The organism is candidate division KSB1 bacterium (assembly GCA_024655945.1).
Classification (GTDB): Bacteria; Zhuqueibacterota; Zhuqueibacteria; order JANLFK01; family Oleimicrobiaceae; genus Oleimicrobium.
In genome coordinates this window covers 35,103-54,924 of the sequence record JANLFK010000013.1, presented here as the reverse complement: position 1 = coordinate 54,924, position 19,822 = coordinate 35,103, and the positions used below count along the sequence as shown (strand labels likewise).

Genomic DNA, 19,822 nt, shown 5'->3' with positions numbered 1-19,822 from the left:
TATGCCCAAGCGGGATTACTACGAAATACTCGGAGTGAGCGAGAACGCTACCGCCGATGAGATCAAGAAGGCCTATCGGCGGCTGGCCAAGCAGTATCATCCCGATGCGAATCCCGGCAACAAGGCGGCCGAAGAAAAGTTCAAGGAGATTTCTGAGGCGCACGCCGTGCTGAGCGATCCGAAGAAGCGTGCGCAATATGACCAGATGCGGCGTTTGGGGGCGTTCGATGCTGATGGTGCGCGCAGGTTTCAGGGCGCAGGCTTTGACTTTTCCGACCTGGCCAGCATTTTTGGCGGTGGCCGCCGCACCGGGGCGCGTCGCTTCTCCTTCGAGGATTTTGGGGGATTCGGTGGCCTGGGCGATCTGCTCAGCCAATTCTTCGACCACAGTGACCTGTTCAGAGGGCGCGAGAGAGAGGAGGCCGCCGGCGACATCCAGGTGGAACTGGAAGTGGCGCCAGAGGTGGCACAGCAGGGTGGCAAGCAGAGTTTCACCGTAGACAAAGACGAGAGGTGTTCCCATTGTGAAGGCCGCGGCGGGGAGGATCCCACAACTTGCCCCAACTGCGGCGGGACCGGACACGTCATTTCCAGTCAAGGGTTCTTTTCCGTAAGCCGGCCGTGCCCCAGATGCTTGGGGCGTGGAGTGGTGTTCAAGAAGGTGTGTCGCGCATGTGCTGGTCGCGGGGTGCAGAGGGTTCGCAAGACCTATGCGGTGCGCATTCCGCCTGGCGCCCATGATGGCCTGAAGCTCCGCCTGCGCGGCCAAGGCGAACCGAGCGGACCCCGGGCTGCGCCAGGTGACCTCTTGGTGGTACTCCGCGTGCGGGGCAAGGGCTTCTTTGATGTGCGTGGTGCCGACGTCTACTGCGACGTGTACATCGACCGGAGGCATGCCGAGCAGGGCACGCGCCTGCGCGTGCGCACCATCGATGGCCGCAAGGTGGAACTGAGAATCCCCCCTGGCACGCAGGACGGAGCAGTGTTCCGCCTGACCGGTCTTGGGCTGAAGACCGATGGACGCCAAGGGAACCAATACGTGAGGGTGAAGGTCAAAGACTAAGCGTGCCCGACCAAACAGGCCTGGGGCGCACCAGAGCGTGCATTGCGAAACAACCGAGGAAAAGGCTATGACGCGGAAGACCAGGGGAGTGCTGATTGGCGGCATCGTGCTTGGCGTCGTTGTGGGACTGCTGGTGGCGGCCAACTTCGATTGGACCAAGCATGGTCTGGCCGAGGAGAAGGCCCTGCAGCCAGCCACAACCGCCATTGGCCAGGCACAGCCGCTCAATTTGGACAGGCGCGCGCTGGCCGAGGCCATCAACGACCTGTACGTGGATATTGTCGACAGGGTAAGCCCGGCGGTGGTCACCATCATCAGCGAGAGCAAGGTGAGGCGCCGCAGCCCGTTTGCCGAGTTCTTCGGGGATGAGTTCTTCCGGCGCTTCTTCGACTTCCCCGAGCAGCAGGAGGAGTTAGCGCAGGTTTTGGGCTCGGGCGTGGTAGTGCGGCCGGAAGGGTACGTGCTCACCAACCACCACGTAGTGGCTGAGGCCGTCCAGGTGAAGGTTTTGCTGGGCAAGGACGAGTACAAGGCGAAAGTCGTCGGCAGCGACGCGAAGACCGACGTGGCGGTGCTGCAGATTCAGGACGGGAAAAAGTTCGCCACAGCGCCGTTTGGCGACTCTGACAAGCTGCGCATCGGTGAGGAAGTGCTGGCCTTTGGCACACCGTTCAGCCCACAGCTGGAATGCTCCGTCAGCAAGGGCATTGTCAGCGCCAAGGGGCGAGCGAACCTCCCCATCCAGGGGAGCGAGATCAGGTACTTCAACTTTATTCAAACCGATGCGGCCATCAACCCCGGCAATAGCGGTGGGCCGCTGGTGAACCTCTATGGCGAGTTGGTGGGCATCAACACCGCCATCGTCGGGCAGGCCAATGTGGGTATCGGCTTCGCCATCCCCATCAACACCGCGAAATGGGTCATGGAACAGCTCATCGAGAAAGGCGAGGTGACCCGTGGCTGGTTGGGCGTGATCATTCAGCCGGTGGATGCTGCCATGGCCAAGGCGCTGAAGATGGACTCCCCGCGCGGCGTGGTGGTGTCCGAGGTGAGCCAGGGGAGCCCCGCGGAGAAAGCGGGCATCAAAGAGGGCGACATCATCCTTGCGGTCGATGGCACACCAGTGGACAACCCGGACCAGCTCTCCACGCGCATTGCATCTACTGCCCCGGGCACGCGGGTTACTCTGACCATCAACCGCAAGGGGAATACTCGCCAAGTGTCGGTCAAGTTGGGCACGCTGCCCGAAGAAGGCAGCGTCAAGGTGGGCGGGGCGAGGAAATCTTCCACCAGGCTGGGGTTCAGCGTCCAGGACCTGACTGACGAGCTGGCGGCGCGCTATGGGCTCAAGGGCCAAGAGGGCGTGCTGGTCACCGCGGTGGAGCGCGGCAGCATCGCAGCGCGCAGTGGGCTGCGCCCTGGCCAGCTGATCAAAGAGGCCAACCAGGTGCCCGTGCGCAACGTGCGCGAGCTTCAGGAGGAGCTGGACAAGTTGAGCCCAGGCGACGTCCTCCTGCTGCGCATCTACTACCAGAACCGGCACCTGTTCATTTCCATACCGGTGCCAGAAGAGTGAACGATTGACACCCATCCGGGCAGAGGAAGGGCCGAGGAAACGGAGGGAGCGAGCAGATGCCGACCTACGAGTATCGCTGCGCACAGTGTGAGTATCAGTTTGAGGTCTTTCAGTCCATCAAGGACGAGCCTGTGAAGACGTGCCCACGGTGCGGTGGCAGGGTCCGCCGCCTGATAGGCGGGGGAAATGGCCTGATCTTCAAAGGCAGTGGTTTTTACATCACCGACTACCGCAACAAAGGGCAGAAGTCCGGCGGCAAGAACGATTCAGGCAAGGGCGGGGGTTCGAGCACTGACAGCTCCGACTGCCCCCTGCCCTGAGAACTCTGCCAGGGTAGACTGTCATCGTGACAGATTGGCAAGGAATAGGGGGCGCATCGCGGCGCACGAGCTGGTGGCTAACTCTTGCAATTTCAAGGAGCGGCAGAGACGCCAGGGGCTATCACTAGCTGTGGCACAACATTTGAATGTTCCTCCCTCGATGGCGCAAGCCTCGTGGTGAGGGAACATCACAAAATGGGCAAAAGGAGGTTTGACTCATGGGAAAGATAATCGGCATTGATTTGGGGACGACCAACTCCTGCGTGGCGGTGATGGAAGGCGGCGAGCCGGTGGTTATTCCCAACCAGGAAGGGTCGCGCACCACGCCGTCGGAGGTCGCCTTCACCAAGACCGGCGAACGATTGGTGGGGCAGGTCGCCAAGCGTCAGGCGATAACCAACCCGGAAAACACCGTCTATTCCATCAAGCGCTTCATGGGCCGGCGCTATGACGAGGTCCTGGATGAAAGCCAGCAGGTGCCGTACAAGGTCGTCCGTGGCAAGAACGACGTCGCCCGTGTCAAGATCGGCGACAAGGAGTACTCGCCGCAAGAGATCTCCGCTATGATTCTGCAGAAGATGAAGCAGACTGCTGAGGACTATTTAGGCGAGAAGGTCACCGAGGCGGTGATCACGGTGCCCGCCTACTTCAACGACAGCCAGCGCAACGCCACCAAAGAGGCGGGCGAGATTGCGGGCCTCAAGGTGCGGCGCATCATCAACGAGCCCACTGCGGCCTCGTTAGCGTACGGCCTGGACAAGAAGAAGGACGAGAAGATCGCCGTGTTCGACCTGGGCGGCGGCACCTTCGACATTTCCATTCTGGAGATCGGCGACGGCGTCTTCGAAGTCAAGGCGACCAATGGCGACACCCATTTGGGCGGCGATGACTTTGATCAGCGCATCATCGATTGGATTGTGAGCGAGTTCAAGAAGCAGGAAGGGGTGGATCTGTCCAAGGACCCCATGGCCTTGCAGCGCCTCAAGGAAGCGGCAGAAAAGGCCAAGTGTGAGCTCTCCACAGTGACGCAGACCGACATCAACTTGCCGTTCATTACGGCGACGGACACAGGGCCCAAGCATCTGAACATGACCCTGACACGGGCCAAGTTCGAGCAGCTGTGTGAGGACCTTTTCCAGAGGACCATTGAGCCGTGCCGCATTGCCTTGAAGGATGCAGGTCTGACGCCCGCCGACATCGACGAGGTGGTGCTGGTGGGTGGCGCCACGCGCATGCCTAAGGTACAGCAGATTGTGCGCGAGCTCTTTGGCAAGGAGCCCCACAAGGGCGTGAACCCGGACGAGGTCGTCGCCGTAGGCGCGGCCATTCAGGGCGGGGTGTTGGCCGGTGAGGTCTCCGACGTGCTGCTCCTGGACGTGACGCCGCTGTCCCTTGGTATCGAGACGCTGGGTGGGGTGTTCACCAAGCTCATCGAGAAGAACACCACCATCCCCACGCGGAAGACGGAGATCTTCTCGACGGCTGCCGACGGGCAGACCTCGGTGGAGATTCACGTGCTGCAGGGCGAGCGGCCCATGGCGATCGACAATCGTACGCTCGGCCGCTTCCACCTAGATGGTATTCCCCCTGCGCCGCGCGGCGTGCCCCAAATCGAGGTCACCTTCGACATCGACGCCAATGGCATCCTCAATGTCAGCGCGCGCGACAAGGCAACCGGCAAGGAGCAGTCCATCCGCATCGAGGCTTCTACCGGTCTGACCAAGGAAGAGGTGGAGAAGATGGTGCGCGACGCGCAGCAGCATGCAGCAGAGGATAGGAAGCGTCGCGAATTAGTGGACGCCCGCAACATGGCCGATAACGTCGTCTACCAGACGGAAAAGAACCTCAAGGAGCTGGGCGACAAGATCGACAGCGACAGCAAGAGCCGTCTGGAGGGCGCCATGTCGCGGGTCAAAGACGCCATAAGGGGCGACAACGTGCAAGAAATCAAGTCGGCGGTTGACGGCCTGAACCAAGTCTGGGCCGACGTCTCCTCCAAGCTCTACGAGCGGACCACCGCTCAGCAACGGGCTTCTGCCCAGGGCGGGGAGCAGGCGCAAGAGGCCGACTATGAAGTTGTGGATGATGACAAGAAGAGCAAGTGATGATGGCGATGTGCATGTGAGCTTGCGTGATTGTGGGATGGATGCGAGGGCGAGGAGGTTGACTTCTCGCCTTTTTCGCAACTGCATTCTGAGGAGGGTGAAGATAGATGATTTTGTTTGACAAGTTGACCATCAAGACGCAGGAGGCGATTCAGCGGGCGCAGCGCTTGGCAAGCGAGCGCGGCCACCAGCAGATTGAGCCCGAACATCTGCTCTACGCGCTTGTGGAGCCGGCGGATGGCATTGTGCCGGCCATTCTCAAGAAGCTTGGTACCAGTCCGAGCGCCGTCTTGGACAAGCTGACCAGCGAGCTCGACCGCCTCCCGCGCGTCAGCGGCGGCGTGGGGCAAATCTACATCTCGCCGCGTGCCAACGAGTTGCTGGAAAAGTCGCTGAAAGAGGCTACTCAGCTCCGCGATGAATACGTCAGCGTGGAGCACCTGCTGCTGGCCGCCAGCGAGGACAAGGGTCCGGCCGGCCGCATCCTGCGCGAGGAGGGCGTCGGCAGAGACGCAATCCTGCAGGCGCTGCGTACGGTGCGTGGCAGCCAGCGCGTCACCGACCAGACCCCGGAGGACAAGTACCAGGCGTTGCAACGCTATGGCCGCGACCTCAATGACCTGGCGCGGCGCGGCAAGCTCGACCCGGTGATCGGCCGCGACGAGGAGATAAGGCGAGTGCTCCAGGTCCTGTCGCGCCGCACAAAGAACAACCCGGTGCTTATCGGCGAGCCCGGCGTGGGCAAGACGGCCATCGTCGAGGGGCTGGCGCAGCGCATCGTGGAGGGCGATGTGCCGGAAAACCTAAAGTCCAAACGGATCATCGCCCTTGACCTCGGTGCTCTGGTGGCTGGCACCAAATTCCGTGGCGAGTTCGAGGAGCGCCTCAAGGCGGTGCTGCGCGAAATCCAGGAGGCCGAAGGGGAAATCATCCTGTTTATCGACGAGCTGCACACCCTCGTCGGCGCAGGGGGCGCCGAGGGCGCTGTGGACGCCTCCAACATGCTGAAGCCAGCCCTGGCGCGTGGTGAACTGCGCTGTGTCGGGGCTACTACGCTTGACGAGTACCAGAAGTACATCGAGAAAGACGCTGCTCTGGAACGTCGCTTCCAGCCGGTGTATGTGGATGAGCCCAGCGTGGAGGACACCATCTCCATCCTGAGGGGCCTCAAGGAAAAATACGAGGTGCACCACGGCGTGCGCATCCAGGATGCGGCGCTCATCGCGGCGGCCACGCTCTCGGACCGCTACATCAGCGACCGCTTCCTGCCGGACAAGGCCATTGACCTCATCGATGAGGCTGCCTCCAAGCTGCGCATCGAAATTGACAGCATGCCCGAAGAGCTGGATGAAGTGGAGCGCAAGATCAAACAACTGGAAATCGAACGGGAAGCGCTGAAGAAGGAGAGCGATGAGGCCTCGCGCAAGCGGCTGGAGGCGGTGAACAGCGAGTTGGCCAATTTGGACGAGCAGCGCAAGGAGCTCCGTGCCCATTGGGAGCTGGAAAAGGGCACGATAAGCCGCATCCGCGAAATAAAGGAGGCCATTGACCAGGCAAAGACCGACATGGCCAAGGCCGAGCGCGAGGGCAATTTGGCCAGGGCCGCCGAACTGAAATATGGTCGGCTCACCGAACTGCAGAAGCAGCTCAATGAGCAAAACGCGCGCCTTGCTGAGTTGCAGCGCGAGCGCAAGATGCTCAAAGAAGAGGTGGACGAAGAGGACGTCGCGGAGGTGGTGTCCAAGTGGACCGGCATTCCGGTCAGCCGCATGCTGGAGAGCGAGCGTCAGAAGCTGCTGAAGATGGAGGAGCGCATTCACGAGCGCCTGGTAGACCAGCACGAAGCGGTGGAGGCGGTCGCCAATGCCATTCGCCGCGCCCGCGCCGGCCTGCAGGACGAGCATCGCCCGATAGGCTCTTTCATCTTCCTCGGCTCCACGGGTGTGGGCAAGACAGAACTGGCGCGCGCTCTGGCTGAGTTCCTCTTCGACGACGAACGGGCCATGGTGCGCATCGACATGTCCGAGTACATGGAGCGCCATTCCGTGTCGCGACTGATCGGTGCGCCGCCTGGCTACGTGGGATACGAGGAAGGAGGCCAGCTCACCGAGGCGGTCCGTCGCCGTCCGTACTCGGTTGTTCTTCTGGACGAGGTGGAAAAGGCCCATCCGGAGGTCTTCAACATCCTGCTGCAGGTGGTGGACGACGGGCGTCTGACCGACAACAAAGGGCGCACGGTGAATTTCCGGAATACCATTCTGATTATGACCTCCAACATCGGCGCTTCGCTCATCATGGAGTGCACGCGTCAGATCACCGACGAGAATCGCGCGGCTATCCACGCCGAGCTGAAGGAGGAAATCATGAAGCTGCTGCGGCAGACGCTACGCCCGGAGTTCCTCAACCGCATCGACGAGATCATCCTCTTCCAGTCGCTGTCGCGTGCCGACATCAGGAAGATTGTGCAGCTCCAGTTCCGGCATGTGCAGAAGCTGCTGGCTGTGCATGGCATCAACGCCGCGCTCACCCCGGCGGCTGCCGAGTACCTTGCCGAGCGGGGTTATGACCCTGCCTTCGGTGCACGACCACTGAAGAGGGTGATACAGCGCGAGCTGGTCAATCCCCTGTCGGCCAAAATTCTGGAGGGTGCCTTTGCGCAAGGCGACACGGTGGTCATCGACTGCAACGAGAAAGTGCTTGATTTTCGGGTGCAGAATCGATAAATTTTGCGCGGGTTTTGCCCGGTTCTTGGCAAGCCCGCGCTATTGTTTTCACCGCTTTGGGGCGTTCTCATCGGTAGGTTTGCGAATACGAGACAGGGAGGGCAGACATGAGGCGTTCGTGGCTGTTGGCGATTTCTCTTCTGGTGGTCGTCCTGCTGTTCGGCTGCGGCCCGCGGCAGACCGCCGAGCAGCTTTACTCACAAGGCGAAAACTTTGAGCTCAAGGGGAGCCAGCTTGACGAGCAGGGCAAGGCGGCCGAGAGCCTCAACATGTATAAAGAGGCGGCGAAGAGTTATGAGAAGCTCATTGCCAGGTACCCCAAGGCGGAAAAGAGCCCAGAGGCCCTGTACCGGCTGGGCACCCTGTACTTCAATAACCTGAAGGACGCCGAAAAGTCCATCGATGCCTACCGTCGGCTCATCGAGAAGTACCCCACCTGCCAGTGGGTGCCCCAGTCGCTCTTCATGATAGGCTATCGTTACGCCAACGACGTCAAGGACCTCGACAAGGCGTGCGAGGCGTACAATCGCTTCCTCGAGCAGTACCCCGATCATGAGCTCGCCCTTTCGGTCAAATGGGAGTTGGAGAACTTGGGCAAGGACCTGAGTGAGATCAAGTTCTTGGAGGACGTCGGCCAGGAGTCGACGCCGGCGGTGAGCAAGTAGCTTCTGCGCCGTTTCCTTTCTGGGCGGTGCATTGTCAGCCGATGTGCCTTTTCCCCTAACAGGGGAAGGATCGCGTCGGCTTTTTATTGCCTGTGCGGCAGCGGAACTTTTGCTCCCGCGCGGCGGTATATACCATCGAGTTTTGCGCGCAGCACAACAGTGGAGAGGTATGCGAAGAATCGGTGTTGGCCTGTTCGCCCTGACCTTAGGCGCAACCTTGGCAGCTGCTCAGCCCGTCGACCTGGGCGGTGTCAAGGCCAGTGCTAAGCTGAGCGACACGCGGGTGCCTCTGAATCGCACGGTGACCGTCACGGTCAGCGTGGAGTGGTCGGGTAACTTGGATGAGTACCACATCGAGGACGTCTCGCCGGTGGTGTCCAATTTGGAGCTGGTGGGCACTGCCAGCGCCAATCGGGTGGGGGAGGTGGATGGCCGGCCCTACGCCGTGCGCCAATACGAGTTTACCTATCGCCCGCAGAGCCTGGGCATGGCCTACGTGGAGGCGATGGTGGTCAACTACCAGGAGGCGAGCAGCGGCGAGCGGAGGAGCGTGGTGACGCCTCGCCTGGAGGTGCGGGTGGTGGATCCGGTGCCGGAATCTGGCCGGCGGCGGCTCCCGGTGCTGTGGGTGGTTGTGGGAGTAGTGCTCGGAGCTGTCGCTGGCCTTTCTTTTTGGGCTGTCAAAGAGCGACAGGCCCAGCGACACCGCCAAGAACAGGCCCAGCAGGTGGTGCCGCTGGAAGAACAGTACCTGCAAGAGCTGCCGCAGGCCGTCGACCTCAGGGCCCCTGCGCTGGATGCCAAGGAGAGTTCGGCACGCCTGTCCCGCTTGCTCCGCCGCTACCTGAGCGAGAAGTACAGTGTGCGCGCCCTGGAAGCCACCACCGACGAGGTGATCGCCAGCCTCAAGGCGGCAGGTGCGGAAGAACGCCTGGTGGAGGAGACTTCTGAAATTCTCCGCCAGTGCGATGTCCTCAAGTTTGCCGGCCCCAGTGCGGGGGATCCCGCGACGGTGCAACGCCTTTACACGCTTGTCGAGGACATTTTGCAACGAAATCTGCGCGCCCCTTCGCCCGCCCAGGGCAGCGCATGAACCTATCCCCCAAGCCGATGCGGACTGACATGGAAAGACACCCGGAGGAAAGCTGATGCACGTCGACATCGAAGCGATACATCGCAAGATCCAGCAGGAGAGCAAGTTTGTTGAAGACATTACGGCCGAGATCGGCAAGGTCATCGTCGGCCAGAAATACATGATCGAGAGGCTCCTCATTGGGCTGCTGTCCAACGGCCATGTGCTTCTGGAGGGCGTGCCGGGCTTGGCCAAGACCATGGCGGTGAAGACCCTTTCGGCCAGCATCAACACCAAATTCCAGCGCATCCAATTCACACCTGACCTGTTGCCTGCCGACCTGATTGGCACGTTGATCTACGATCAGCGGACCGGCAAGTTCAACACCAAGAAGGGCCCCATCTTCGCCAACTTGCTGCTTGCCGACGAAATCAACCGCTCGCCTGCCAAGGTGCAGTCGGCTCTCTTGGAGGCGATGCAGGAGCGACAGGTCACGATCGGCGAACAGACCTTCAAGCTGGACGACCCGTTTTTAGTGCTGGCCACGCAGAACCCCATCGAGCAGGAGGGTACCTACCCGCTGCCTGAGGCGCAGGTGGATCGCTTCATGCTGAAGCTCTCCATCGGCTACCCTGACAAGAACGAAGAGCTGGAGATCATGCGCCGCATGACCAAGGACGAAGTGCCACAGGCAAGCGCGGTCGTCTCGCCAGAGGATATCATCAAGGCGCGTGCCGTAGTGCGGGAAGTGTACATCGACGAGAAAGTGGAGCGCTACATCATCGACATCGTCTTTGCCAGCCGCACCCCCAAAGAGTACGGCTTGGACGAGCTGGAGGACCTCATTGCCTACGGCGCTTCGCCGCGTGCTTCCATCTACCTGTCGCTTGCGGCGAAAGCCCATGCTTTCCTGCGCCATCGCGGCTACGTGACGCCGGAGGACGTGCGCAGCATCGGCATGGATGTTTTGCGTCATCGCATCATCCTCACCTACGAGGCCGAAGCCGAGGAGGTCACCACCGAAGATGTGGTGCGCAAGATCCTCAACAAGATCGAAGTGCCGTGATGCGCAGGAGCGCGGAGATGGGCTGCGAAGAGAGCGATGATCCCCAAGGAGATTTTGAAAAAAGTCAAGGCCATCGAGATACAGACCCGTGGCCTTGTCAACGACGTCTTCTCCGGCGAGTACCACTCGGTATTTAAGGGCCGGGGCATGGACTTTTCAGAGGTGCGGGACTACCAGATCGGTGACGATATTCGCACCATCGATTGGAACGTCACTGCCCGCATGGGCCACCCGTATGTCAAGGTCTTCGAAGAAGAGCGCGAGCTCACGGTGGTGCTGCTGGTGGACGCCAGCTCCTCCGGCAACTTTGGCAGTGTGGAGCGCATGAAGGGCGAGATCGCCACCGAAATCTGCGCTCTCCTGGCGTTTTCCGCGATTCGCAACAACGACAAAGTCGGGCTCATCATCTTCACCGACCGCATCGAAAAGTTCGTGCCGCCGAAGAAGGGCAAGACGCACGTACTGCGTGTGGTGCGCGAATTGCTCTACCACCGCCCACAGGGGACGGGCACGGATATCGCCGGCGCGCTGGAGTACCTCAGCCGCGTGATTACTCGGCGCAGCGTGGTGTTTCTCGTGTCGGATTTCATCAGCAGCGGCTATGAGAAGGCCCTGCGCGTGGCCAACAAGAAACACGACCTGGTGGCGTTGACCATCACCGACCCGCGCGAGGTGTCGTTGCCCGACGTCGGTTTCATCGAGCTGGAGGACGCCGAAAGTGGTGAGGTCGTGCTGGTGGATACCTCCAGCGCCGAGGTGCGCGAGATGTTCCGGCAGCGGGCATTCACCGATGCGGAGGAGCGGGCGCGCATGTTGCGCACCATGAACGTCGACCACGTCGACATTCGCACTGACCAGTCATACGTCGAGCCTCTTATTCGCTTTTTCCGCATGCGCGCCAAGCGTTTCCGTTGACCAGGAATGCACTTCGACGAGGTTTGTGCATGAAGCGTACGCTTTTTCTTGCCACAGGCTTGGTTGTTGCGTTGTTGACTGGGCTGGTCGTGGGGTGCGGCAAGAAGTCCGCCCCCAGTGCCAACGCGGAGCTGGTCAGGGAATTTGCCAATGTGCTCTACAACCAGCAACTCTTCAAGCAGGCAGTGCAGGAGTATGAGCGCTACCTTGCCGAGTTCGCCAAGAATGACCGGGAGAGGGCCAACATCACCTACATCATTGGCGACATCTACTTCGACCGCCTCAAGGACTATGAGAATGCGCTGGCCTGCTATCTCCGCGTCAAGCACCTGTATCCGAATTCTCCCTTAGTGAGCGAGGCCAACAAGAAGATCGTCGCCTGCCTGGAGCGCATGCAGCGCTCGGTCGATGCGCAGCGCGCACTGGAGGAAAGCAGCGCCCTGGACAAGAGCCAGGTGCGCACCAGTCGCCCCGGCGAGGTTCTGGCAAGGATCGGCTCCCGTACCATTACCCAAGGGGATTTGGACTTTGAGATCAGCCAGCTGCCGCCGTACATGCAGGCGGAATTCAACACCCCGGAGAAGAAGATGGAGTTCCTCAAGAATTTAGTCGCTACTGAGCTCTTGTACGACACGGCGAAGCGACAAGGCTTGGAGAATGACAAAGAAGTGATTGAGGGCGCTTTCCAGGCCAAGCGCTCGCTCATGGTCAACAAACTGTTGCAGCAGGAGATCGCCCAAAAGATCGAGATAGACGAGTCCGCCTTGAAGCTCTACTTCCAGGCCTACAAGGACCGCTATGCGGTGAAGGACAAGGACGGCAAGGTCATCGAGGAGAAGCTCTTTACAGACGTTCGGGACCAGGTGGCGCGGGATTACTACCGGGAGAAGTTTCAGGAGAAGTACGAGGAGTTGCTTAGCAGGGTGATGGCTGCCGAGCAGGCGCAGATCTACGACAGCAAGGTGCGCTGAGTCAGGCGCAGCGAAGGTCACGGTGATGATTTCTCTCGGGCATAAAGTGCGGAAGCTATTGGCCGCCGGCGTGGTGGCTGGTGCGGCTCTTCTGGCGCCGGCGCAGGCGGCCATCACGGTGGAGTCGAAGGTCGACCGCGCCACCATCTACATCGGCGACCGCATCGTGTACACGGTGGCTGTGAAGCGGACTGCCGACGTGGTGGTGGAAATGCCGAGCCTGGGTGCAAACTTGGGCATGTTCGAAATCCGCGACTATGCCGTGCAAGAGCCCAGCAAGCAAGGGGACCTCATCACCGAGCAGACGGAGTATGTGATTTCCACGTTTGAGACTGGCGACTTCGAGATACCGCCGCTCACCATTCGCTACTACACGAGCGCGGACACCACCAGGCGGGAACTGTGCACCGAGCCGATAAAGATTACCGTGCTGAGCCTGAATCCTGACCAAGCCGGGGACATACGCGACATCAAACCGCCGCTGGAGATACCGCGAGACTGGCGCAGGCTCCTCCGCCATGTGGGGATCGGGGCGCTGGCTCTGCTTCTGCTGGCGGCGGCAGTGTTGGCCTTCATTCGCTACCGGAAAGGCAAAGGACTGCTCCCCAGGAGAGAAAAGCCCCCGCGACCTGCCCACGAGGTTGCTCTGGAGGAGCTTGATGCGCTTGTCGGGTCTGGCCTGTTGGAAAGAGGTGAGACGAAGCAGTTCTACAGCGCCCTTTCCGAGATCGTGCGACGCTACATCGAGGGGCGGTTCTATGTTGCAGCTCTGGAGATGACCACCGGCGAGGTGCTGCAGGCGATGGCGGAAGCCGCCGTGGGCAGCGCGGAGCGCGAGCTCCTGCGCGAATTGCTCGAGTTGAGCGACCTGGTGAAATTTGCCAAGTATCTCCCCAGTGTTCAGGAGAACGAGCGCGCCGTGCAGTTGGCTTACGACTTTGTGCAGCGCACGAAGTTAGTCGTGGCCGAGGTGGCCGCAGAGGCCGAAGCCATGGCCAACCAGGAAGTGGAGTTAGTTGGCGCGGCGGCAGGCCCGGAAGCAGAGGCGCAGCGGGACCAGGAGGGCGGGTAGATGGTGCGCTTTGCCAACCCGGAATTTCTCGCCCTACTGGCCGTCGTGCCGCTGCTGGTTCTGTGGTACCTCAAGCGGCAGCGCCGTGCCTCGGGCACCATAAAGTATTCCCAGGTGGGGACCCTCAAGCAAGTGGGGGCGGCACGCACCTCCCCGTGGCGGCACTCGCTGTTCGTGGCGCGCCTGTTGGCCATCGTCATGGCCATCGTCGCGTTTGCCCGGCCGCAGTCAGGGCGCACGGCGCAGGAGGTGACCACCGAGGGCGTAGACATCGTCATGGCCCTGGACATCTCCACCAGCATGCTGGCTGAGGACTTTAAGCCGAAGAATCGCGTCGAGGCCGCCAAGGAAGTGGCCGCGCAGTTCATTCGTGGTCGCAAGAGCGACCGCATCGGCCTGGTGGTGTTCGCCGGCAAGAGCTTCACGCAGTGCCCGCTGACTATGGATTACGGTGTGCTGCTGACCTTCATGAGCCAGATCGAGCCGGGCATGATCGAAGATGGCACCGCCATTGGCATGGGGCTGGCGAATGCCGTTAACAGGCTCCGGCAAAGTACCGCCAAGAGCAAGGTCATCATCCTGCTCACGGATGGAAGAAACAATCGCGGCGAGGTCGACCCCATCACCGCGGCACGCATTGCCCGGGCTTTCAAGGTACGCGTCTACACCATCGGCGTCGGTACACGGGGGGAGGCGCTGTACCCGGTACAAGACCCATTTTTCGGCAAGAGATATGTGCGCATGCCGGTGGAAATTGACGAGGACTTGCTCAAGGAGATCGCGAGGATCACCGGCGGCCGATATTTTCGGGCGACCGACACAGCCACCTTGGCCCGCATCTATCAGGAGATCGATGAGTTAGAGAAGACGAAGATCGAAGTCAAGGAGTATACGACCTACAAGGAGCTCTTCGTGCGCTTCTTGGGGGTAGCTTTCGCCGCGCTGATGGTTGAAGTAGTACTGGCGCACACGCGGTTCCGCAAGATCCCATAGGGACCTGAGCCATATGCTGCGGTTTGCCAACGAACACTTGCTGTACCTGTTGCTGCTGGTCCCCCTGCTGGTGGCTTTCTACGCGCTGGCCTTTCGCTGGAAGCGCCGAGCGATGGAGCGGTTTGGGCATCTGCCCTTGCTGCAGAAGCTTGCGGCCAACACCAGCAGGCGGCGCCAGGTATTGAAAGCGGCGTTGCTCGTGCTTGCCGTCAGCCTGATGATTTTGGCGCTGGCCCGCCCGCAGATCGGCACCAAGCTTGAGGAAGTCAAACGCAGCGGCGTCGACATCGTTGTCGCGCTCGACGTGTCGCTCTCCATGCAGGCCGAGGATGTAAAGCCTAACCGGCTCGCCAAGGCAAAGAGGGAGATCCAGCAGTTTATTGATCGCTTGCAAGGTGATAGGATCGGCTTGGTCGCCTTTGCCGGTGAGGCATTCCTGCAGTGCCCGCTGACCCTGGATTACGCGGGGGCAGAGATGTTTCTGGACATCATGGATCCCAGCCTCATCCCGACGCCGGGCACCGCCATCGGCGAGGCCATCGCCGTGGCGATGCGAGCCTTCGAGCAGAAAGAACGCAAGCACAAGGTGCTGGTGCTGGTCACCGATGGCGAGGACCACGGCTCCAACCCTGTGGAAGTGGCCAAGCAGGCCGCCCGCGAGGGAATTGTCATTTACACCATTGGCATCGGCTCGGTGGAAGGGGTGCCCATCCCCGTGTATGACCAGCGCGGCCAGCTGGTGGACTACAAGAAGGACAGAAGTGGGCAACGCGTCACTAGCAAACTGGATGAGATCACCCTACAGAAGATCGCCCAGGAGACAGGTGGTGCCTACTACCGCGCCACGGGTGGCGCCATGGAGCTCGACAAAATCTACGAGCGGATTGCCGGCATGGAGAAGAAAGAACTGGCCTCCTTGCGCTTTTCCCAGTTCGAAGACCGCTTTCAGTACATCCTCTTCGTCGTGTTGCTGCTGCTGATTGTGGAACCGCTCATCCCGGAACGACGTACACTTAGGCGAGAATGGCACGGGCGCTTTGAATAGTGGCGAGAACGGCTTATGCTGAATCGGTTGACGACAATTGTGCTTGTCCTCATGCTCCCTGCCATCGCGTGTGCCCAGGCGGGGCGCAAACGGGTGTTGGAAGGCAATCGCCTCTATGCCCAGGAGAAGTATGAGGCAGCTGCCGACAAGTATCGGGATGCCCTCAACCAGGACCCGCTTTCGCCCGTGATTCACTTCAACCTTGGCAACACTAGCTACAAGCGCCAGAACTACGAGGAGGCGCTCAAAGAGTACGACCAGTCCTTGAACAGTCCGGAAGTCGCCACGCAGGCAAAGGCCTACTACAACGTGGGCAACACCCTATTTCAAATGGGGAAGCTGCCGGAAAGCATCCTTGCCTACCAGAAGGCCCTGCAACTGGACCCTGACGATGTGGACGCCAAGTATAACCTCGAGTATGTGCGCGCCCTCCTGAAGAACAACGCCCAGAAGCAGCCAGCCGGTCAGCAGCAACAGCAACAGCAGCAACCAGAACAGCAGCAACAGGCGCAGCAGCAGGCGGGCGACCAAGGTGAGCAAGAGCAGCAGCGCCAGGAACAGGAGCAATCCGGCCAGGAAAAAGAACAGGAGCAGGCCAGGCAGCAGAAGGACCAGCAGGAGATGTCCAAGGAGGATGCGGCGCGCATCCTCGATGCGCTCAATCAGAGCGAAAAGGACGCCCAGGAGAGCCGCAAGGTAGCATCCCAGGGCAGTAGGCGTGTGCTGAAGGACTGGTAGCATGAGCAAGACTCTTTCCACAACCGTCACTGCGTGGAAGCGCTGCAATTACAGCAGCGTGGCCGCTGTGCTCCTGCTCCTTTGCGGCCTTGGCCCGCTATGGGGTGCCGACCTGACGGTCACCATGAGCGTGGACGCCAAGGTGGTGGCGGTCAATCAGCCCTTTACTCTGATCGTTGAGTACCAGGGGGCAAATGCCAACGATGCTGCTCCCCCTGAGCTGCCTGACTTGAGCGCCTTTGCCACTTATCTCGGCTCCAGTGGCACCTCGTCGAGCTTTCAGTTCATTAACGGCCGCATGTCGGTCAGCAAGAGCTTTTCCTTCCGCTACCTTGCGGTCAAGGAGGGGCAGTTCGAGATCCCTGCGGTGCAGGTCAATTACAAGGGGGAGGTTTTCAAGGCACAGCCGGTGACGTTGCAAGTGGTGGCGGGCCCTGCCCCTGCGCAACAGCCGGCCCCCGCAGGCCGCCCGCCGGAACAGTTGGGCAGCGACTCCGACATCGAGGGCAATCTCTTCCTCAAGGCCATTGTCGATCGGCGGCGCGTGTACCAGAACCAACCTGTGGTGGTCACCTTTCGTATCTACACGCGGGTGGAGGTGACCAACTACGCCATCACCAAGTTGCCCGCGACTTCTGGGTTTTGGGCCGAGGAGCTCCCTTTGCCGCAGCGACCGGTGCAGGGTCAGGAGGTGGTGGGTGGTCGCCAGTTCGTGATCGCCGACCTGAGGAAGATGATCCTTTTCCCCACATCTCCTGGCAAGGTGACCATCGATCCTATGGGCATCGAATGCGAGGTGCGGGAGCCGCGCTCGCGCCGGCCCCGGGACTTTTTCGATAGCTTTTTCGATGACCCTTTTTTCGCGCGCGTGGTACGCAAGGCCGTCTACTCGCAGCCGGTGACGGTGGAGGTGCTGCCTCTTCCGGAGGCGGGCAAGCCCGCTGACTTTTCTGGTGCCGTGGGGAGTTTCCACATCTCTGCAGGGCTGGACAAAGCCGAAGTGGAGACCAACGAGGCGGTGACGCTCACGGTGAGGATCAGCGGCACAGGTAACATCATGATGGTCAAGGAACCCGTGGTTGCCATCTCCTCTGACCTGGAGCAGTACAAGCCAAAGGTAAGCGAGGAGATCAACCGCGGCAGCGAGGCGATTTCCGGGGCGAAGACTTTCGAGTACGTGCTGGTGCCCCGTTTCCCCGGCGAGCATCACATCAAGCCGGTACGTTTCTCCTTCTTCGATCCGGCCGCTGGCTCCTACCGCACGCTGACCACGCCGGAGCTGGTGCTGCGGGTGCGCAAGGGGGCCCGCGAAGTGGCGGCCATGGCCGGCCCGATGACCAAGGAGGAAGTGCGCCTGGTGGGCCAGGACATTCGCTTTATCAAGTCGGACATTCGACTCTACCCATGTGGAGGCAGACCTTTCGGCGCGGGCCTCTTCTGGGGTGTGACCATTTTCCCCTTGGTACTGCTGGCAGGTGCCGTGGTCTACCGACGCCACCTTGACCGGTTGGCTGGCGACGTGGCCTACGCGCGCAACAGGCGCGCCAATCGCCTGGCAATGCGCCGTCTGCACAAGGCCAAGGGGTTGATCAGCACCAAGACCGAGAAGGAATTCTACGCCGAGGTTGCACGCAGCCTGCTCGGCTATGTTGCCGACAAGCTCAACACCTCTGCCGCCGGCCTGATCAGCGAGAAAGCCGAACGCCAGCTCCTCCAACGCAATGTGCCACACGAGCAGGTAGAGGCTCTGATGAGCTGCCTGCGGGAGTGCGACTACCGCCGTTTTGCACCCACCACTGCCACTGTGGAGGACATGAGACAGTTCTACAAACGGGCTCGGGCGGCAATCGTCGGTCTGGAAGAGGCCTTGTGAACTATGCGTAAGTACTGGTTGATAGCCTTTCTTGTCGTGTGCTTGCCTGTCGCGCTCGTGCTTGCCCAAGGGCGTAGTGCAGCCGAGAGCGTGGTTCGCGAAGGAAATTCGCTGTACGAACGGGGAGACTACCAGGGCGCGGTGGCCAAGTACCAGCAGGCGTTAGCTTCAGGTTTCGAAAGCGGGGCCCTTTACTTCAACCTGGGGAACGCCTACTACCGCCTGGGCGATATCGGCAGGGCGATTCTCAACTACGAAAGGGCCAGGCGGCTCCTGCCTGAGGACGAGGAGGTGCGATTCAACCTGGAGTTGGCTAACCTCAAGACGGTTGACCACATCGTGGTGCCTCCCAAGTTCATACTCTTCCGCTTCGTGGAAAGCTTCAAGGACTGGCTGGCTTTTGGTACGCTTTTTCGAGTGGTGATGGGACTCTATCTCATTGTGGTCGCCTTGGTCATAGGCCTGGTCTTGGACAGGCCGGGCAGGGTCCATCGCCCGCTCAGGGCCGGACTTTGGCTCTTTGGCTTCCTGCTTGTCCTCTTTGCCGTCACATTGGCCGCACGCCTTCACGAAGCGACCCGCTTGGCAGAGGCCGTCGTCTTGGAGGAGAAGGTCGCGGCCCTCAGTGGACCCGGCGAGGAGGCTGCAGAACAGTTTTTCCTCCATGCCGGCGCCAAGGTGCGCATCGAGGAAGTGAGCGGCTCCTGGTGCCGGATTCGCCTGCCTGATGGCAAGGTGGGCTGGCTCCCTGCAGCTGCCATGGAGCGCATCTGAAACAGAGCCCCGGCGCGGGGCTTTGTCGTTTTGGGCAAGGTGGGAAGGACGGGCTCCCCTTGCTCCGCGAGGATCGACAAGATGGCAACTTCCACCGCACATGAGGTCTTCAAAGCCGGGTACCGGGTGCGGCTGGAGCGCGCTGCGGTGATTGCTCTGCTCCTCCTCATCTTTTTTTTTCAGCTCTCGCCGCGGTTCGAAGTCGGAAGAAGGCCAGTTGCTCTGCTGCCCGTCCAGGTGCAGGTGGAAGAGGTGCCGGTGACGCGCCAAGTTGGGGCGCTCGCTCCACCTCCGCGTCCGGCGGTACCGGTGCCTGTGGACGACCCGGCTCTGCCCCTGGACGAAACCATTGACCTAACGGAGATTTCTTTCCAGGCTGCCTCGTCCTCGCTGCTGGGCGGGGCGCCCGAAAGTAGCGCCTCGTCAGTCACACCGCCGCGGCCGATCGCCGAGGTCTTTCCGGAGTACCCGAAGGCTGCCCGGCAGAAAGGGGCCCAGGGGGTGGTCAAAGTCAGCCTCCTGGTGAAGCCTGACGGTTCGGTCGCCGAGGCGGTGGTTGTCCTGAACACGACGGGGAGCGAGGAGTGCGCCCTGGCTGCCCTAAGGGCGGCGCGCGCCACCCGCTTCGTCCCCGGCGAGGAACGTGGCGTGCCGGTGGCAACCTGGACGACCAGGGAGTATGGCTTCCATTTCTGAGGCCCTCGCCTCTGCTAACAAGCTGGCCAGGCCTGCTAAGAAAGTTGGCATCTCGGCATGAATATGCAAAGCCGTGGGGAGTTGGTTGTGCATGGCGACAGGGCATCTCACAAATCCTCAAGGAGTTGGCGCCCCGCTGGCGCCAGCCAGTGCTG

Annotated in this window: 17 protein-coding genes; all 17 read left to right on the top strand. The window is 61.0% G+C overall.

The window, feature by feature from the left end:
• The first annotated feature begins 1 nt into the window (after position 1).
• The 17 genes from NUW13_13790 to NUW13_13710 all read left to right on the top strand — a co-directional run bounded on the left by NUW13_13790 (position 2) and on the right by NUW13_13710 (position 19,667).
• A complete protein-coding gene (locus NUW13_13790) occupies positions 2–1,063 on the top strand; it encodes a J domain-containing protein (GenBank protein MCR4440088.1) in 1,062 nt (353 codons plus the stop codon).
• Between the two features lie 67 nt (positions 1,064–1,130).
• A complete protein-coding gene (locus NUW13_13785) occupies positions 1,131–2,639 on the top strand; it encodes a DegQ family serine endoprotease (protein MCR4440087.1) in 1,509 nt (502 codons plus the stop codon).
• Positions 2,640–2,695: 56 nt separating this feature from the next.
• Positions 2,696–2,959 carry a zinc ribbon domain-containing protein gene (locus tag NUW13_13780; GenBank protein ID MCR4440086.1) on the top strand — a complete coding sequence of 88 codons (264 nt, stop codon included), beginning with the start codon at positions 2,696–2,698 and terminating at the stop codon, positions 2,957–2,959.
• Positions 2,960–3,177: 218 nt separating this feature from the next.
• Entirely contained in the window at positions 3,178–5,064 is a 1,887-nt protein-coding gene (gene dnaK / locus NUW13_13775) for a molecular chaperone DnaK (protein ID MCR4440085.1), read from the top strand.
• 107 nt (positions 5,065–5,171) lie between these two features.
• Entirely contained in the window at positions 5,172–7,787 is a 2,616-nt protein-coding gene (clpB, locus tag NUW13_13770; protein ID MCR4440084.1) for an ATP-dependent chaperone ClpB, read from the top strand.
• 107 nt (positions 7,788–7,894) lie between these two features.
• The gene (locus tag NUW13_13765; protein MCR4440083.1) at positions 7,895–8,452 is read left to right on the top strand and encodes a tetratricopeptide repeat protein; all 558 of its coding nucleotides are present in this window, start codon (positions 7,895–7,897) and stop codon (positions 8,450–8,452) included.
• A gap of 169 nt (positions 8,453–8,621) precedes the next feature.
• Positions 8,622–9,545: a hypothetical protein gene (locus NUW13_13760; protein MCR4440082.1), complete on the top strand. Its 924-nt coding sequence runs from the start codon at positions 8,622–8,624 to the stop codon at positions 9,543–9,545.
• Positions 9,546–9,600: 55 nt separating this feature from the next.
• Entirely contained in the window at positions 9,601–10,590 is a 990-nt protein-coding gene (locus NUW13_13755) for an AAA family ATPase (GenBank protein ID MCR4440081.1), read from the top strand.
• Positions 10,591–10,626: 36 nt separating this feature from the next.
• The gene (locus tag NUW13_13750) at positions 10,627–11,505 is read left to right on the top strand and encodes a DUF58 domain-containing protein (protein ID MCR4440080.1); all 879 of its coding nucleotides are present in this window, start codon (positions 10,627–10,629) and stop codon (positions 11,503–11,505) included.
• A 29-nt stretch (positions 11,506–11,534) separates the two neighbouring features.
• Positions 11,535–12,476 carry a hypothetical protein gene (locus tag NUW13_13745; GenBank protein MCR4440079.1) on the top strand — a complete coding sequence of 314 codons (942 nt, stop codon included), beginning with the start codon at positions 11,535–11,537 and terminating at the stop codon, positions 12,474–12,476.
• Between the two features lie 25 nt (positions 12,477–12,501).
• Positions 12,502–13,548: a BatD family protein gene (locus NUW13_13740; protein MCR4440078.1), complete on the top strand. Its 1,047-nt coding sequence runs from the start codon at positions 12,502–12,504 to the stop codon at positions 13,546–13,548.
• Complete coding sequence (locus NUW13_13735; GenBank protein MCR4440077.1) at positions 13,549–14,541, top strand: VWA domain-containing protein; 993 nt, start codon at positions 13,549–13,551, stop codon at positions 14,539–14,541.
• A 13-nt stretch (positions 14,542–14,554) separates the two neighbouring features.
• Positions 14,555–15,586 (top strand): VWA domain-containing protein, encoded by a 1,032-nt coding sequence (locus tag NUW13_13730; GenBank protein MCR4440076.1) that lies wholly within the window; start codon positions 14,555–14,557, stop codon positions 15,584–15,586.
• Between the two features lie 15 nt (positions 15,587–15,601).
• A complete protein-coding gene (locus NUW13_13725) occupies positions 15,602–16,324 on the top strand; it encodes a tetratricopeptide repeat protein (protein ID MCR4440075.1) in 723 nt (240 codons plus the stop codon).
• A 1-nt stretch (position 16,325) separates the two neighbouring features.
• Positions 16,326–18,197 (top strand): BatD family protein, encoded by a 1,872-nt coding sequence (locus NUW13_13720; GenBank protein MCR4440074.1) that lies wholly within the window; start codon positions 16,326–16,328, stop codon positions 18,195–18,197.
• A 3-nt stretch (positions 18,198–18,200) separates the two neighbouring features.
• Positions 18,201–18,971 carry a tetratricopeptide repeat protein gene (locus NUW13_13715; protein MCR4440073.1) on the top strand — a complete coding sequence of 257 codons (771 nt, stop codon included), beginning with the start codon at positions 18,201–18,203 and terminating at the stop codon, positions 18,969–18,971.
• An 81-nt stretch (positions 18,972–19,052) separates the two neighbouring features.
• Positions 19,053–19,667 carry an energy transducer TonB gene (locus NUW13_13710; protein ID MCR4440072.1) on the top strand — a complete coding sequence of 205 codons (615 nt, stop codon included), beginning with the start codon at positions 19,053–19,055 and terminating at the stop codon, positions 19,665–19,667.
• Positions 19,668–19,822: the final 155 nt, after the last annotated feature.